The organism is Paenibacillus sp. FSL P2-0173 (genome assembly GCF_038008045.1).
GTDB lineage: Bacteria > Bacillota > Bacilli > Paenibacillales > Paenibacillaceae > Paenibacillus > Paenibacillus polymyxa_B.
The window spans coordinates 358,434-373,588 of sequence record NZ_JBBOYK010000003.1 but is presented as its reverse complement, the minus strand read 5'-3'; the positions used below and the strand labels follow the sequence as shown (position 1 = coordinate 373,588).

The following is a 15,155-nucleotide window of genomic DNA, read 5'->3' as shown; positions in this document are numbered from 1 at the left end:
GAAGGAGATACATCATGCGTGCAGACAAAATGATTTTACAAGTTAAGGTGTATAACAGTTACTACAAGACGTTCGAAGAAGGTAATGTAGCTATACTTGACGGTAAGTTTATGTATATCGGTCAGCGTGGTCTGGAGTCTTTCGAGGTGGCTGAGATTGTAGAGGGGCATGGGAAATATATGATTCCCGGCCTGATCGACATCCACTTGCATATCGAAAGCACAATGGTGACACCGGCAACCTTTTCCTATGGGCTGATTCGCAATGGGGTAACGACGATTGTACCGGAACCGCACGAAATGGCGAATGTTTTCGGATTGGAAGGCATTCAGGAAATGATGGAAGCCAGCAAAGATTGCGTGGCTGATATGTTCTACGGTATTCCAAGCTCTGTCCCGGCAACGCCGCTCGAAACCTCAGGAGGCGAGATCGGTATTCCCGAGATAGATGCCCTGCTGCAAACCGGTGAAATGATCTGCCTGGGTGAAATTATGAACTATGTGGATGTCATTCGTGATCCGGAAAGCAAGACGAATCGCATCTTACGCCATGTTCGTGAGCATTACCCGGAGCTGATCATTGAAGGCCATACGCCGCAGCTGCTTGATCTGGACCTGCATCAGTTGATCTATGCGGGGATAGGCTCGGACCATACTCACCAAAGTATTGAAGGTATGAAGGCGCGGATGGCCGCCGGGATGTTTATTGAAATTCAAGAAAAATCGATGACCCCTGAAGTGATGGACTATCTTATTCAGGAAGATGTGGCACAACATTTTTGCTTCGTAACGGATGATGTGATGCCAGACTCTTTCGTAGAACGAGGGCATCTGAACCATATCGTAAGTAAAGCTATCGGAATGGGCATGAAGCCTGAGGATGCCATTTATGCAGCTACGTTTACTCCTGCTGCACGGATGCGTATGCATGACCGCGGAACAATTGCACCGGGAAAAATAGCTGACTTTGTACTGCTGTCCGATCTTGGTCAATTTGATGTGGAGCAAGTCTATAAGGACGGACTCAAGGTATTCGATAAGTTCGAGGAATACCATCAAGCACCGATAAAAAGCCGCTTCCCCGCCCATTTTTATCAAAGTGTGAAGCTCAATCCGCTCACGGAGCAGGATTTTACGGTAAAGATGGATGTAGCTGATGGCACACATCAATGTCGTATTATGATGGTCAAGGATGGCTCAACTTTTACGAGCGAACGGATTGCACCTGCACATGTGGAGCAGGGTGAACTGGTATGGGAACATGGTGAACATGGACTCATCGCTACGTTTGAACGATATGGAAAGAATGGCAACCGTGCTTATGGTTTGATCGGGGGAGATACGATTAAACGTGGGGCAGTGGCAACCACCTATTCGCACGATAACCATAACTTGCTGGTCGTAGGGCATAACAAGCAAGATATGATATTGGCTGCGAATACGGTTTTATCCAGCCAAGGTGGCTTTTGCGTAGTTGAAAATGGCAAGGTGCTGTCCCATTTGCCGTTAACCGTAGGCGGGATTTTAACAGAAGGACCGCTGGAAATGGTTGCAGCCCATGTGAAGGAGCTGCGTTCAGCCTTGCTGTCGCTGGGTTACCGCCATTACAATCCAATCATGTCGCTGAGTACGCATTCTTTGCCGGTCAGCCCAGCCTTGAAGATTACCGATCATGGTCTGATTGATGTAAATGCTGGCAAGGTTGTATCCTTAATCGTGGAACCTTCAGAGATGCAAGAATAATAAAAGAGCCGACCCTCTTACGGGCCGGCTCTTTTTTGTCGTGGCTAGGTATGAGGTAGTATGTTATGGACTTTGTCTACAATACAGATACTTTAGCAGACAAAATTAACATCTTCTTTACTCCTATTGATGTAACCTATGTATAAAAGATAAATAAGTCTTGATTGTGGATGTCCTATTGCATGTAGAGTTAGATTTACAATCAATTCACGTAATCTTCATGATTAAAACCGAATAAAGACTTGAAAAACATCGACACAGTGTTATAATTAAAACAGGATTTAGATTAAGTCTAAATTAATAAATAAATATTTATTGGATTCACGCATGGGATTTTGAAGAAAATCAGACACTACTGTTAACGAGTATCCAAGCTTTACACCAACTATATTTTGAATGAAAACGAGAGGGGATTTTAACATGAGTACATTAAATCATACGAACACACCTACACAAGAGGCCATTCAAGAATTGCACAAGGCATTGAATCGTCAGGTAGCTACCTGGTCTGTATTGTACACGAAACTGCATTATTTTCACTGGTATGTGAAAGGACCTAAATTCTTCACACTGCATGCTAAATTTGAAGAACTTTACAATGAAGCAACAGCTAATCTAGATACGATTGCTGAACGTTTGTTGGCTACTGGTGGCCGTCCGGCTGCGACCTTGAAGGAGCATTTGCAACTTTCAGCTATTCAGGAGTCCGCAGGTGAGCAGACAGCTGACGATATGGTGAAGTCCGTTGTTGCTGATTTTAAAACCATCACTGTTGAACTGGCTAATGGGATGGAAGCAGCGGAAGCAGCACAGGATAAAGCGACAGAGGATCTTCTTAACGGCTTGAGAGAAGCAATGGATAAACATATCTGGATGCTGAGTGCGTATTTGGGATAAAATATTGGGATATATTTCCACGTATATGGAGATCAGGTGAACAAGATACACATCCCGTTGGTTCCACTCTGCCACTGGAGTATAATAACGTGAAGGCGTGGAAGACCACAGGCTCTTGAGTCATAGAGCTGCCGGGATGGGGTGTGTGTTATGGAAGTGAAACAACAGCTTTTGCATGAAGCGGAGCAGTTTATATATACATGTTATGAGGAGCTGGGCCGAAGCCGCGATGAAGCGGAAGCCCGGCTTCTTCATATTCGTCACGACATAGAGACAACTGGAACGTATGATCATACGTACGAAGAGCTGGAGCACGGAGCACTCATGGCTTGGCGCAATAGCAATCGTTGCATAGGGCGCTTATTATGGGACAAGCTTTTGGTCAGAGATGCGCGGGCCGCGTCAGATGCGGCGGAGGTGGTCAGCGAGCTCCTGGAGCATATGCGCATAGGAACGAATGGCGGTAAAATTAAGCCAACGCTTACTGTATTTCGCGCCTCCAAGCCGGGGCAGCCGAATATCCGCATCTGGAACCATCAACTCATTCGTTACGCTGGATATGAAACCGATCAAGGGATCATCGGGGACCCGATCTCGGTGGATTTTACCAATGTTTGTAAAGATATGGGCTGGCAAGGAGCGATGACTCCTTTTGATATTTTGCCACTGGTTGTGGAAGCAGGCGGGCGGCCTCCCGAGCTATTTGATATTCCTGAGCATTTGGTGATGGAGGTAGCCATTGAGCATCCAGAACTTTCGGGTTTCGCTTCCTTGGGATTACGTTGGTATGCCGTGCCTATGATTTCGGACATGACGCTGGAAATTGGCGGTATCATCTATACGGCGGCTCCCTTTAACGGCTGGTATATGGGAACAGAAATCGGCGCCCGTAATTTTGCGGATACCTTCCGCTATAATATGTTGCCACAGGTGGCTAAGCTGATGGGGCTGGATACGACGAGTGAAACAACGCTTTGGCGTGATCGGGCGCTGGTGGAATTGAATATTGCTGTGCTGCATTCTTTTAAAAAAGCGGGAGTCAGCATTGTCGACCACCATACCGCAGCGGCACAATTCAAGCTGTTTGAGGAACGGGAGGCCAAGGCTGGGCGCGCACTGACAGGCAATTGGACATGGCTGATCCCTCCGCTATCCCCGGCGACAACGCATATTTTTCATAGTTCCTACGATAATCGGCTTGTGAAGCCGAATTTCGGAGTTCAAGAGAAGCCGTATATGTCGAGACAGGCTAATACAGCATCAGATGCAGTGCTTCAGCAGAAGCGCCAAGGTTGCCCTTTTCATTCCGGATAATGATGGGAATGACCTAATGGCTGGATTAGGATTCCAGCTTATCCCATGCAACGATAAAAAGGGTAGCCAGTGGCCCTATTAATAGGGAGAGCAGAAACCAATTTAGCCCGCTCCGATTTTTGGATTGTGCCAAACCGGCATTAATAAGGGCAAGCGTTCCCCAGCCTATATAATAATCTTCTGACATGGTATTCTCCTTTGTAAAAAGGTATAATATCGTACTGTGTATGGTATGAACACATCCATGATTTCATAAGTTTAAAGTAAATATAACTTTATATATCCTGGTTTGAGGAGCGAAGCTAAGTTGGAAAGATATCAGGCAGAGCGCGTTGTCGCTGAGCTTTTGGAACGGGCTGCTATAGGTGTGACAGTTAAGCTGGAGAAACGTTTTCCTGGTGGAAGGCTGATTGGGGGCAAATATGCCATGAATGCTCACGCCATTACCATGTATACGGACGTTATTGAAACACAGTGTTTACAAATGTTCGGCAGCGTTGATCGAGTTGAGGAGTATTTTACGGTTGTGCTTGCACATGAGATCGGGCACGCCGCCGATACGGAATTAGTGGACCTCTCCGATGCTTTGGAGCAAGAGAGCGGGATAGGGACCCGGCAACGACTTGCGCTGCAAATTGAAGAAAACGCATGGAATTATGCGCTTAGATTGGTGCCTGAAATAGAAGCAACGTTTATTTCTGCCGTAATAGACGAGTCCTTGCTGGCCTATCGAGTCCCGGTTATGGAGCATTCTGACATTGCGTAACGATGATGATCCGAGAGCCGTCAGGCTCTTTTTTTGTTGATAATAACAGACGGATCGGCAGGATCATTTAAAGGAGTAGCTTTTTAAGCTGTGACACGCGTCCCTGGGATAGTTCGAGCATTTCGGCTAATTCTTTTTGAGATACATTAGGATGCTCCTGCATGAGCTGTTTTAGTTTATTCAGGAGATCATTCTGATTTCTGTAACTCCTTCTTTTCTTGGGCTGGACAGGACGGGATTCACTCAAATGACTGGAAGGATTATCGCTCTTCAGATTTTCAATACAACTTTTACATATCAGATGATCCCTAAAATAGCTCAAATGATCTACGGCACCACAAAAATAGCAAGAAACCCCCGTATACTTGCGAATCATCAGTCCCTCTGGGGTAATAAAAAAATCGAGGGCATCTCCAATATTAATATTCATAGAATTGCGCAGCTCCTTGGGCAGCACAATGCGGCCCAAATGGTCTAATGGCCGTGTCATTCCTGTGTTCTTCATCATTTTTCCCCTTTCCTGAAATGCGCTTATAGTTGTAGGAATTGTATGTATATATGCTGGAAGTACAAAGCGCTTATATTACAGTTTGTTTTGGTATAGCTATGCTGAAAAAAAGCTCCGGCATGACGAACAATTACGTCTGCCGGAGCATTGTACAGCCAATGAATCTAAGATGTCATGTCGAATTACTGTGGGTTGGTTGTCCAAATACCGGCTACTTTTAATTGAACCCGTGGAGGCAGTTTCAATGCGGCTAATGTCAGATCGGCCAAATCCTGCGGTTGAAGCATGCGATCCTCATCACCAATAGGCAATCCTGCGTTTGCCGCCAGTTCTGTATTGACAGTACTTGGAGTCAGCGCGGTGACGCGAATGTTAGATTTGCGAACTTCCTGCATCAGTGCTTCCGTGAAGCCCATCAAAGCAAACTTGGATGCGCAATATGCCGAGCCTGTTGCAAAACCTCGTTCTCCTGCCGTCGAGGAAATATTAATAATGTTCCCGCTCTTTTGTGCCAGCATGCTTGGAAGAACAGCATGTGTGACATAATAGGTTCCCATCAGGTTTACGCGAATAATACGTTCCCACTCTTCGGGGTCCATATCTGCGACTGTGCCAAAGGTAGCAATGCCTGCATTATTGATCAAAATATCGACAGCGCCCAGCTCATGTTCCAGTGAAGCTACAGCGGCAGCGGCCTGTGCGCGATCCGATATATCTGCAACGGCACTCACCACTTTCACACCGTATGTACTCCCCAGCGAATCCTGCAGCTTTTGCAGGTCAGTCAATGTTCGTGAGATTAATCCCAGGTTAACGCCTTCCTTAGCTAAAGTTTCGGCAATTGCTTTACCGATTCCTTTGCTGGCTCCTGTAATAATGGCTGTTTTATTCTTAAGTTCCATCCAGTCTCCTCCTTTTCACTCCATAACGTGGTTGTGCATGTGAGCACATGGTTACATTATACAAGGTTAAACTCATTGAACCAAACTTCGCCTCTGATGAGGTATTCATCTAGAGGTCTCCTATTTGGAAATATTAATATCCCCTGAGGTGGTTTCTGCCTTTATCACGTTCACACTACCGGGAACAGATTCGGGAGTATCTATACTCCCAGAGTCAGAGTGGACATTATAAACACCTTTAAAATCGGGAGCTTGCTTAATCTTCACGTCACCAGAATCAGCATTCACTTCCAAGTTGGCTACGGCACGTTGTGTAATATTTGTCTCCCCTGAGGTTAGGGAAATAAGGCCATTACCGCTATAATCGTGGATGGTAACATCGCCAGAAGTAAGCTTCAACTCCATATCTGCTGCAAGCTGACTGGCTGTAAAATTGCCGGATGTTAAATTTGCGATCAGGTGGGTACTTTGGAGGTTTGTAATCTCGGCAGTGCCTGAAGTAGCGGTGATGGAAGTATTCTGCACGGAGGCATCTTGAAGTTTTACATTCCCTGAATGTGCATCTATCTGTAGGTCAGTTAGTGTTTCGCCGGAGGGCATCTCTACGGTAATCGTTTGATCCACATCAGGGGTGATCGAAAGAAATGACAAGGAAGCGGCCGGCTCCGATTGAATCGTAAGCTTACCGTTCTCAATTCGGGCATTATGAATTTGGTCGGCTACCTTTGTCTGAACTTCTCCACTAATGCGTATCGTACCTTGGTCGCCAGAGCCGGGAGTAAACAAAATAGAGACATCATCAGAACTGTCCACTTTCAGCTTCTGTAGCTGACCACGTGTGAACGTCCATTTTTTGTTAATCGCAGTTGTTTCCTTCATGACTTGTTGACTCCATGGGGCACCGTAAGCCACCATTCCGGCTACACCGATCACAATGCACAGACCTGCTGCAATAAACCACTTTTTATTCATGTTGTTAGTAAGCTCCCCTCAGGGTAGTCTGATTCCATTTCCAGTATCGTACTGTGCCTTTGACCATAAGGAGTAAGAGATAACGGACTCCAGGCAGCAGCAATAGACCTATACCCGTCATCGTGATAGAGAAAAAGAATTTGGCCGGGTAAAAGGTGCTGTTTAGTGCATAATCAGTAACGGCGAGAAGGGGGGCTGCAATGAAGCTGACCGATACCACGGTCAATGAAGCCCATACTGCCCATAGGGTAGCCATAATCGGGATGGAGATTAGCAAATTGAGAAACAGCAGCCCTAAGAAAGTAAAAAGATTGCGTGCGAAGCTTCCCTGACGAAGCGGAGGAGAAGCGTTCCAGGCTGCATTGGGATCATCCAACGCTTCTCGGGCAATATCCTCCGGGTTACCCAGCTCATTGGCAATCTCACTTTCGCTTTTGCCATTAACCAACCCGTAGTCAAAATGCTGGCTCAAATCACTAAGCAGCTCATTGCGTACCTCTGCAGGGAGAGGAGAAAGACGCTGCTCTACCTCTGTAAGAAACTGTTTTCTATTCATCGGAATTCCCTTCCTCCAGTAGGCTTGCGACATGATGGACAAAATCATTCCATTCCCGCGTAAGTATTCTTGTATAATGGCTTCCAGTATCAGTCAGCCGATAATATTTGCGGGGAGGCCCCTCGGTCGATTCCTGTAAATACGTTGTGCAGTATCCTTCTGATACCAGACGGCGGAGCAATGGATATAGGGCTCCCTCAGCTACTTCAATATGACGGGAGACGGCTTGAGCCAACTCGTAGCCATAACGGTCTCTGCGTCCAATTAGAACTAGAACGCACAGTTCCAGTACCCCTTTTTTGAATTGGATGTTCACATTCACGAGCGGTGCTCCCTTCCTGGATGTTATCAATAATTCATAGGTGTCGTTCGGAATAAGGGGAAGAAACGTGTGTTTGTGCATAATTTGTCACGGGTACTAATTATAGAACAGTAGTCAGGTATAATTTAACATCATGTACTGATTAATGCAAGGTACTAAATTTTTAATAATAAAATATTTGTGCCAAAATGGGCAGATTTTCTTTCTTGAAGGCTTTATTGAATAGCGAATGTTGTAGAAAAAAGTATTTTTATTTGGAAATTACTCGAAATATGGCTGGAAGCACAAATAGGATGCTACTTTAATTTCATTCATTAAAATGATAGATTGTAAAGTATTCAATAGGGTTAAATATTACTTTTTATGAAGAGGTGGGTAAAGGGTGGATTGGAAAAATTGGTATATGGAACTGGAACAGGATGATGAGTCTTGGGATGTATCTGAGGAGATTGTTCTGCGTGGTGTAGTACATCTTAATTTTTGCGGGCAGCCCTCGGAAGTAGAAGTCGAATTTATCGTGGGGGCTGACTCCGAAGAACAGGCACAGACTATAGAAGAACCTACACAGTTGCAAAAAAACACATGGGAGCAGTATATGGAATATTCGTCAGCTATTCATCCTCAAGTGTTGGAGTCCATACACCATCATTATGCTGGCATAGTGGAAAAGTACCGGAATGCTTACAGTATATGGGGAGAGGACCCAGATGAATATGCGCCTTATGTGGAGCGGCCGGAACAATTGCTGGATCGAATACAGCTTGTGTCTATACTGATTTCCGACTCATCGGCAAAGGATGAACTGTATTTGAATTTTAGTTGCTCCTGGGATCAAGAACATGGCTTAGGCGTACATATGAAGCAGATGAAAATGGAGCATATTCAAGGCGTTTATACATTATATGACCTAGAATAAATCCCCCTTCCCGGCTTTTACCAAAAAGGGCCGGAAAGGGGAATAGGATATGGTGAAATGATGGTGCGATTCGATACGATAAAAAGATTAGTTGGATACAGCCAATGCAGCCCGGGCTGCTTGAGCCGCTTGTACCATTAGTCGCAAGGCGGCGATAGATTCCTCCTTGGTGCGGGTTTTCAGACCACAGTCCGGATTAACCCAGAACAAATCTGATGGCAGTACGCGCAGAGCACGCTGGATCATGCTTAGCATTTCAGATACATCGGGGATGCGCGGACTGTGGATATCGTACACGCCCAGACCGATGCCCTTGTCGTATACCTGATCTTCAAAGCTGACAATCAGTTCTCCGTGACTTCGCGAAGTTTCAATAGATATGACGTCGGCATCCATATCGGAGATGGACTGAATCATATGCTGAAATTCGGAATAGCACATGTGCGTATGGATTTGGGTCGCAGGTTCAACGGTGGCCGTGGTCATAAGGAAGGCTTGAACCGCCCAGTCCAGATAGGCTTGCTGTTGTTCTTTTTTCAGTGGAAGCCCTTCACGAATTGCAGGCTCATCGACCTGAATCATGCCGATGCCCGCTTGTTCCAGTGCCTCTACCTCTGCCCGTAATGCCAGAGCCAACTGTAAAGCAACTTGACTACGAGGAATATCGTTACGTTCAAAAGACCAGTTCAAAATGGTCACAGGGCCTGTAAGCATTCCCTTAACAGGCTTGGAAGTTAACGATTGGGCGAATGCCGTTTCTTCCACGGTCATGGGCTGATCAAAGGAAACGTCTCCGTATATAATCGGCGGTTTGACACAGCGGGAGCCGTAGGACTGCACCCATCCGTTTTGCGTAAAAGCAAAGCCGTTCAGCTTTTCGCCAAAAAATTCAACCATATCGGTCCGCTCAAATTCCCCATGAACAAGCACGTCAATGCCAATGTCCTCTTGAATATCAATCCATTCCTTAATTTGCTGTTGGATGAACGCCCGGTATTGCTCGGCTGACCATTCTCCTTTGCGATAGTGCAGGCGGGCCTTGCGGATCTCGGCGGTTTGCGGGAAGCTACCAATGGTCGTCGTAGGCAGTGGAGGCAACTTCAGCTTATTTTGCTGAATCTCACGACGCTCGGCGAAAGGAACGCTGCGTGACAGAGGCTCTTTTGCCAACAGGTCGGCCAGATCGGCAGCTGTCTGTACGCGTGCCGCTGAACTGTTGAAACGGGCTACCGCATCCGCACTTTGCTCAAGCTTGGCGAGTGCGGAAGGATCGTGTTTGCCAAGTGCAGCCGTCAGGACGGCGATTTCCTCCAGCTTTTCATCGGCAAAGGCCAGCGCTTGCACCAGCTCCTTGTCCAGCTTGTGCTCTGCCTCCAGGCTGACTGGCACATGCAGCAGACTGCATGATGGCTGTACGATAATCTGTGCGGCAGTGGTTTGTTCTGCTAACTGACCCAGCAGGGCAGCCACAGCGTTCAGGTCGCTTCGCCATATATTGCGCCCGTCAATAACCCCAGCGCCCAGCGTTTTTCCTTTAGGGAAGCCATGCTGCAATATATGCTGAAGATTTTCGCCATCATCATACACAAAATCAAGACCCAATCCCTGTACCGGAAGTGCGGACAGACGCTCATAATGGTCCAGGCTGCCAAAGTAGGTTTGCAGCATTATATTCAAGGAGGGCGCAGCTTGAGTCAAAGCTTCATAGACTTCCTGAATAATGTCCAAATCCTCTGCCGGGAATGAGGTGGTTAGGACAGGTTCATCGATTTGGACCCACTGAACGCCTTCTGCCGCTAGTTCAGACAGGATACGGGTGTACAGTGGCAGGAAGCTTCGTACGATGGCGGCCAAATCCTTACGGTCATAGCCTTTGGATAAGGTAACGAATGAATAGGGGCCGATGAGGACCGGTTTCCCATCAATGCCTAGTTCTTGTTTTGCTTCACGATAAGCCTGTAAGGGTTTATTTTCAGTGAACACCGGGACTGCGTTTGCCAATTCAGGAACGATGTAGTGATAATTGGTATTCATCCATTTGGTCATTTCACTGGCGGTTGCTCCCTTCTGTCCACGAGCGATCCCAAAATACACGGACAGAGGAACCGGTCCTGCGGGACGATGGTTGAACCGTTCGGGTACCAGACCGAACATTACAGATGTATCCAGCATGTGATCGTAATAGGAGAAGTCTCCGACAGGAATGCGATCAATCCCCTTGTCACGCTGCTTGCTCAGATGCTCCAACCGTAATCTTTTCATCTCCGTCTGCAGTTCGCTTTCGTTAATGCTGCCGTTCCAGAAGCGTTCCAGTGCTTTCTTCCATTCCCGGTTTTCGCCGATACGCGGATATCCCAGATTACTGCTAATCAAGCCGGACAATTCAGGCCATTCAATAATGGACATGTACTTTTCCTCCTAGTGGGTAGCTGTTTTATTTTTACGTACCAAAAAAGGCATTCTTCCCCCAGAGTTAAAAATAAGTAGGGGAAAGAATGCCTCCGTGATTAAAAAATCAAAAATACGGCGACTGCTCTTAACACCTCCCTATCTTCCGTAGGTACTTGCGATGTTGTTAAAATAGGCAGGTCTCCTGACTTACGGATCATGACTCTCAGCATTCCTTCCCGGTCTGTGGACCAGTGGATATATGAACAGCTGAAAGTTCCCCGTTTACAGTGGCGGGACCGTGCCGGATTTGCACCGGCTTCCCTTTTAAGCCTGATCTGAATAGAACAGACACCTATCTCCAAGCTATGCGGTTAAGGTATGACGAATAATTATGCACTCGTATACTTGTTCACCATCATAAGTGAAACTTACAGGATGCGCAATAGAAACTCCAATGGAAACAGTTAGCTATATAAAAAAAGACAAGCCTTACCCATGATGGGGGCTTGTCTTGGATATAGCATCTTGCCGGGTAAACTTCGCGTTAAGCCAATGAAACGGTATAGCCTGCCTGAATGCTGGCTTTTACATCTACCAGACGTTGGTTGCGACTGCCCCGGAAGGGAAGGGTCAGGTCCTTTTGCTGTTCTACAAAACGACCATCCACAATCACATCGCACAAAAGCGCTAGCTCCTGTCGTTCCTGATCTGTGAGTAGATCTTCATAGACAAAGCCAGTATAAGCCCACACGGTTCGGTCGGGACAGGCCTCGCGGAAGTCACGCACAAATTGCGAGCATTCTGCTGCTGAGAAAAACGGATCTCCCCCGCAGAGAGTCAGTCCGTCCAACAACGGATTATCCATGATGTCACGAATGACTTCCTGTTGTCGTTGGGGTGTAAATGGCTCACCTGCACGGAAGCTCCACGACGCTGGATTAAAGCATCCGGGACAGGCATGACGGCAACCGCTAATGAACACGACGGTGCGCAGGCCGTATCCTTCGTTCAGAGATTCCGGAATGTAGCCACACAAATTCACTTATGTTTCACCCGGTCTCGAACTTCTGCCTGTTTTGCAGCATTAAAGCGAACGGTATAATCTCCTGTCAGATATCCGGTTACCCGACGTAAGCGCTGAAAGTGTGTGTGCTCCTCATCTGTGCCACATTGGGGGCAGCTTGTCCCGATAATCCCTTCATAACCACATTCCGTACAACGATCCACCGGATGGTTGATGGAGAAGTAGCCAATGTTCTGATGCAGCGCGTACTGAACAATTTTAAGGAACGCATCCGGGTTATTCCGCGCATTGCCGTCCAGTTCGATGTATGAAATCGCACCAGCGTTGCAGAGGTTATGGAACGGAGCTTCCAAGCTGATTTTACGAGCAGCCGGGAGCGTATAATACACGGGAATATGAAAAGAATTCGTGTAATATTCTCGATCATTTACCTCAGGAATAATTCCGAAATCACGTTGATCCAGCAATGTGAACTTGCCCGACAGACCTTCGGCAGGCGTAGCGAACAATGTAATATTTAAATTGTGATATTCACTCATTCGATCGCAATACACGCGCATGGAAGTGATGATTCGCTGTGCCTCGCGGTATACGAAATCATCCTCCCCGTGGTGTTTCCCGTATAGTGCCTTCATGCACTCAGCCAGCCCGATGAACCCGATCGAAAGCGTACCGTGCTTTAGTACGCTTCCCACCTTATCATCTGGCGCCAGTTCTTCTCCACCTTCCCATACCCCTTCGCGCATCATAAAGTCCGAAGCTTTGGCCGGCTGGCTGGTCTGGATTTGATAGCGATGGATTAGGCCATCCACCGCAATGCGCATAACTTCTTCCAGTCTCGCATCAAAGCGATCACGGTCAGGTGTCAAGCGTTTGCCTGTGCAAATACCATACTCAATGCCAAGCCGCACCAGATTAATGGTATTGAAGGAGAGATTTCCCTTGCCACTCTGCCGATTTCTACCGAAACGGTCAGAAATGGTGCGGGTACGGCAACCCATTGTCGCTATAATGGTATCCGGGTCATCAGCACGGTAAAAAGGCAAGTTGAAGGTGGCATCCACATTCACAAAATTGGGATACATCCGTCTGCTAGAGCATTCTACCGCCCGTAAGAACAAATCATAATTGATGTCGCCTTCTGCCTGGTTGATTCCCTCTTTGCATTGGAAAATATGCTGCGGAAAAATAGGAGTTTCCCCGCTGCCCAAGCCGCGAATAGTGGCCTCCAGCAGCGATTGAGTAACAAGCCGTCCTTCAGCAGACGTGCACATTCCGTAATTCAGTGAAGTGAATGGAATCTGTCCACCCGCCCGACTGCTCATGGTGTTCAGGTTATGAATGAGCGATTCAGCAGCCTGCCGGGTTTCCGTTTCCGTTTCTTCGCGTGCGAATGCGTATGAACGAGGGCAGACTTCTTGCAAATGGGGATTGGCCATATGTAGTTCGTCGTCAGACAGATGGGATTCTATCTCTTCCTCGAACAACCGAAGTCCCTTGCGCAGATGCTTGCGGAAGGACCGGGCAACGTATGGGGCAAGGTCCCAATCTATTTTATTGGCGGAGACACCACCGAATTGGCTGTTTTGCTGAGATTGGAAAATAATAGCGACCAGTGCCATAGCGGACATAATCGTTTGCGGTGTGCGCACAGAGCCGTTGCCTGTATTGAAGCCGTCTCGCAGTAAACGACCAAACGGGATAAAGATACAATTCGTAGTTCCGAGCGCATATTGGTCCAAATCGTGAACATATACATATCCGTGGTCAATTGCGTTCGTCAGTTCAGGCGGAAGTACCCGCAGGCGCGCATACCATTTGGCATACTCGGACCCAAGCTTGCTCATTTTGCCGCTGAACGATTCTCCATTCAAATTCGCATTCTCCCGCAGCATGTCCAGATCTTGTGCTCCAATGACCCGCTCGCCGATGTCGTATAATTGATGTTCCTCCAGCACCTTCATCGTAAAACCCTCCATATAGTAAAATATATATATTTTTCACAAAAACAACATATTGATGATATCTTGTGTTAACCAATTGTTTCGATCTATATATTGTATATACGTAAACATTGAGAGTATGTGACTATTGTCACATTGATAGGAGTGGGCGGTATAAAAAAGCCAGATACAGAGTAAGGGACACATCCACGGATATGTATCTTACTCTATATCTGGCAATCATAGTTGCGATGAAAATGATAGGCTTGCGAGTACATAGTATATGATCTTGGGATATTGTTTTGAGAAGGTTTAGAGTAGCTTTTTCAACTGGGACACCCGGCCTTGGGAAATATCTAGCATTTCGGCATATACTTTTTGTGGCAGGTTCGGGTGTTCCTGAATCAGCTTGCGTAGCTTTTTTACCATTTCACCTTGCTGCACTCTAGATTGCTTGGGTTGCCAGGTTGTATTGGTTCGGGTCGGCTTGGAATGTTCTTGAGCCTGGATAGCATCGGTGCTTGTGGCATGCACATTTTCATCGGTCTTTAATACCTGGATGCACTCTGCGCAAATAAAGCTGTCGCGAAAATAAGTTAAATGATCCACCGCGCCGCAAAATTTGCAGGAGACACCCGTGTATTTTCTTAATACAAATCCTTCTTCATCTACGAAAAATTCAAGTGAATCACCGATATTGATATCCATTGTGGTGCGCATTTCCTTAGGGAGTACGATCCGCCCCAATTGATCCAGAGGCCTTGTCATTCCGGTATTTTTCATTAGCGCTTCCTCCTTCAGTGATATATCCTGATTATACCAAAAAATATTATTTTTAGCTTTGTATATTGAAGGTAAAATACAACTTTTTTTGTCTTTATGCTGCGGTCTCTCTTTCAAAC

15 protein-coding genes and 1 riboswitch are annotated in these 15,155 nt (G+C 46.6%); of the genes, 5 read left to right on the top strand and 10 right to left on the bottom strand.

The annotated features are described in order from the left end of the window. The first annotated feature begins 14 nt into the window (after positions 1 to 14). The 3 genes from MKX30_RS18080 to MKX30_RS18070 all read left to right on the top strand — a co-directional run bounded on the left by MKX30_RS18080 (position 15) and on the right by MKX30_RS18070 (position 3,953). Entirely contained in the window at positions 15 to 1,742 is a 1,728-nt protein-coding gene (locus MKX30_RS18080; RefSeq protein ID WP_023990828.1) for an adenine deaminase C-terminal domain-containing protein, read from the top strand. A 420-nt stretch (positions 1,743 to 2,162) separates the two neighbouring features. After that, positions 2,163 to 2,639: a Dps family protein gene (locus tag MKX30_RS18075; protein ID WP_341063180.1), complete on the top strand. Its 477-nt coding sequence runs from the start codon at positions 2,163 to 2,165 to the stop codon at positions 2,637 to 2,639. A 150-nt stretch (positions 2,640 to 2,789) separates the two neighbouring features. Next, a complete protein-coding gene (locus tag MKX30_RS18070; protein ID WP_341063179.1) occupies positions 2,790 to 3,953 on the top strand; it encodes a nitric oxide synthase oxygenase in 1,164 nt (387 codons plus the stop codon). Between the two features lie 25 nt (positions 3,954 to 3,978). On the opposite strand, the gene MKX30_RS18065 is transcribed toward MKX30_RS18070, so the two are convergent. Then, the gene (locus tag MKX30_RS18065) at positions 3,979 to 4,140 is read right to left on the bottom strand and encodes a hypothetical protein (protein ID WP_013312451.1); all 162 of its coding nucleotides are present in this window, start codon (positions 4,138 to 4,140) and stop codon (positions 3,979 to 3,981) included. A gap of 120 nt (positions 4,141 to 4,260) precedes the next feature. Between MKX30_RS18065 and MKX30_RS18060 the strand changes: the two genes are divergently transcribed. Continuing rightward, the gene (locus MKX30_RS18060) at positions 4,261 to 4,719 is read left to right on the top strand and encodes a hypothetical protein (protein ID WP_053326325.1); all 459 of its coding nucleotides are present in this window, start codon (positions 4,261 to 4,263) and stop codon (positions 4,717 to 4,719) included. A 67-nt stretch (positions 4,720 to 4,786) separates the two neighbouring features. Here the strand turns inward: MKX30_RS18060 and MKX30_RS18055 are convergent, their stop codons facing one another. From MKX30_RS18055 to MKX30_RS18035, 5 genes are all read right to left on the bottom strand, one after another. Next, positions 4,787 to 5,224, bottom strand: coding sequence for an AbrB/MazE/SpoVT family DNA-binding domain-containing protein (locus MKX30_RS18055; protein ID WP_013312449.1), 438 nt, complete (start codon positions 5,222 to 5,224; stop codon positions 4,787 to 4,789). 185 nt (positions 5,225 to 5,409) lie between these two features. Further along, entirely contained in the window at positions 5,410 to 6,129 is a 720-nt protein-coding gene (locus MKX30_RS18050) for a 3-ketoacyl-ACP reductase (protein WP_013312448.1), read from the bottom strand. A 120-nt stretch (positions 6,130 to 6,249) separates the two neighbouring features. After that, on the bottom strand, positions 6,250 to 7,101 hold the full coding sequence (locus MKX30_RS18045; RefSeq protein WP_316244373.1) for a DUF4097 family beta strand repeat-containing protein: 852 nt from the start codon (positions 7,099 to 7,101) through the stop codon (positions 6,250 to 6,252). A gap of 4 nt (positions 7,102 to 7,105) precedes the next feature. Beyond that, the gene (locus tag MKX30_RS18040) at positions 7,106 to 7,657 is read right to left on the bottom strand and encodes a DUF1700 domain-containing protein (protein ID WP_069080090.1); all 552 of its coding nucleotides are present in this window, start codon (positions 7,655 to 7,657) and stop codon (positions 7,106 to 7,108) included. Beyond that, complete coding sequence (locus MKX30_RS18035) at positions 7,650 to 7,979, bottom strand: PadR family transcriptional regulator (RefSeq protein WP_023990821.1); 330 nt, start codon at positions 7,977 to 7,979, stop codon at positions 7,650 to 7,652. The genes MKX30_RS18040 and MKX30_RS18035 overlap by 8 nt, the downstream gene beginning before the upstream one ends. Before the next feature lie 382 nt (positions 7,980 to 8,361). Between MKX30_RS18035 and MKX30_RS18030 the strand changes: the two genes are divergently transcribed. Beyond that, complete coding sequence (locus MKX30_RS18030) at positions 8,362 to 8,895, top strand: DUF6985 domain-containing protein (protein ID WP_023990820.1); 534 nt, start codon at positions 8,362 to 8,364, stop codon at positions 8,893 to 8,895. 87 nt (positions 8,896 to 8,982) lie between these two features. On the opposite strand, the gene metE is transcribed toward MKX30_RS18030, so the two are convergent. The 4 genes from metE to MKX30_RS18010 form a co-directional block, all read right to left on the bottom strand. Then, positions 8,983 to 11,301, bottom strand: coding sequence for a 5-methyltetrahydropteroyltriglutamate--homocysteine S-methyltransferase (metE, locus tag MKX30_RS18025; protein WP_341063177.1), 2,319 nt, complete (start codon positions 11,299 to 11,301; stop codon positions 8,983 to 8,985). 160 nt (positions 11,302 to 11,461) lie between these two features. Continuing rightward, positions 11,462 to 11,657, bottom strand: a riboswitch (cobalamin riboswitch). A gap of 173 nt (positions 11,658 to 11,830) precedes the next feature. Continuing rightward, entirely contained in the window at positions 11,831 to 12,328 is a 498-nt protein-coding gene (nrdG, locus tag MKX30_RS18020; RefSeq protein WP_023990818.1) for an anaerobic ribonucleoside-triphosphate reductase activating protein, read from the bottom strand. Continuing rightward, entirely contained in the window at positions 12,325 to 14,274 is a 1,950-nt protein-coding gene (locus MKX30_RS18015) for an anaerobic ribonucleoside triphosphate reductase (RefSeq protein WP_028540758.1), read from the bottom strand. Before MKX30_RS18015 ends, nrdG begins: the two co-directional genes overlap by 4 nt. Positions 14,275 to 14,565: 291 nt before the next feature. After that, on the bottom strand, positions 14,566 to 15,036 hold the full coding sequence (locus MKX30_RS18010) for an AbrB/MazE/SpoVT family DNA-binding domain-containing protein (RefSeq protein ID WP_160789270.1): 471 nt from the start codon (positions 15,034 to 15,036) through the stop codon (positions 14,566 to 14,568). Positions 15,037 to 15,155: the final 119 nt, after the last annotated feature.

Bases quoted from the DNA above. Each gene is read 5' to 3' on its own strand.
- metE (WP_341063177.1), bottom strand. From the start codon at position 11,301: ATGTCCATTATTGAATGGCCTGAATTGTCCGGCTTGATTAGCAGTAAT.
- MKX30_RS18065 (WP_013312451.1), bottom strand. From the start codon at position 4,140: ATGTCAGAAGATTATTATATAGGCTGGGGAACGCTTGCCCTTATTAAT.
- MKX30_RS18040 (WP_069080090.1), bottom strand. From the start codon at position 7,657: ATGAATAGAAAACAGTTTCTTACAGAGGTAGAGCAGCGTCTTTCTCCT.
- MKX30_RS18045 (WP_316244373.1), bottom strand. From the start codon at position 7,101: ATGAATAAAAAGTGGTTTATTGCAGCAGGTCTGTGCATTGTGATCGGT.
- MKX30_RS18050 (WP_013312448.1), bottom strand. From the start codon at position 6,129: ATGGAACTTAAGAATAAAACAGCCATTATTACAGGAGCCAGCAAAGGA.
- MKX30_RS18070 (WP_341063179.1), top strand. From the start codon at position 2,790: ATGGAAGTGAAACAACAGCTTTTGCATGAAGCGGAGCAGTTTATATAT.
- MKX30_RS18015 (WP_028540758.1), bottom strand. From the start codon at position 14,274: ATGAAGGTGCTGGAGGAACATCAATTATACGACATCGGCGAGCGGGTC.
- MKX30_RS18055 (WP_013312449.1), bottom strand. From the start codon at position 5,224: ATGAAGAACACAGGAATGACACGGCCATTAGACCATTTGGGCCGCATT.
- MKX30_RS18075 (WP_341063180.1), top strand. From the start codon at position 2,163: ATGAGTACATTAAATCATACGAACACACCTACACAAGAGGCCATTCAA.
- MKX30_RS18080 (WP_023990828.1), top strand. From the start codon at position 15: ATGCGTGCAGACAAAATGATTTTACAAGTTAAGGTGTATAACAGTTAC.
- MKX30_RS18010 (WP_160789270.1), bottom strand. From the start codon at position 15,036: ATGAAAAATACCGGAATGACAAGGCCTCTGGATCAATTGGGGCGGATC.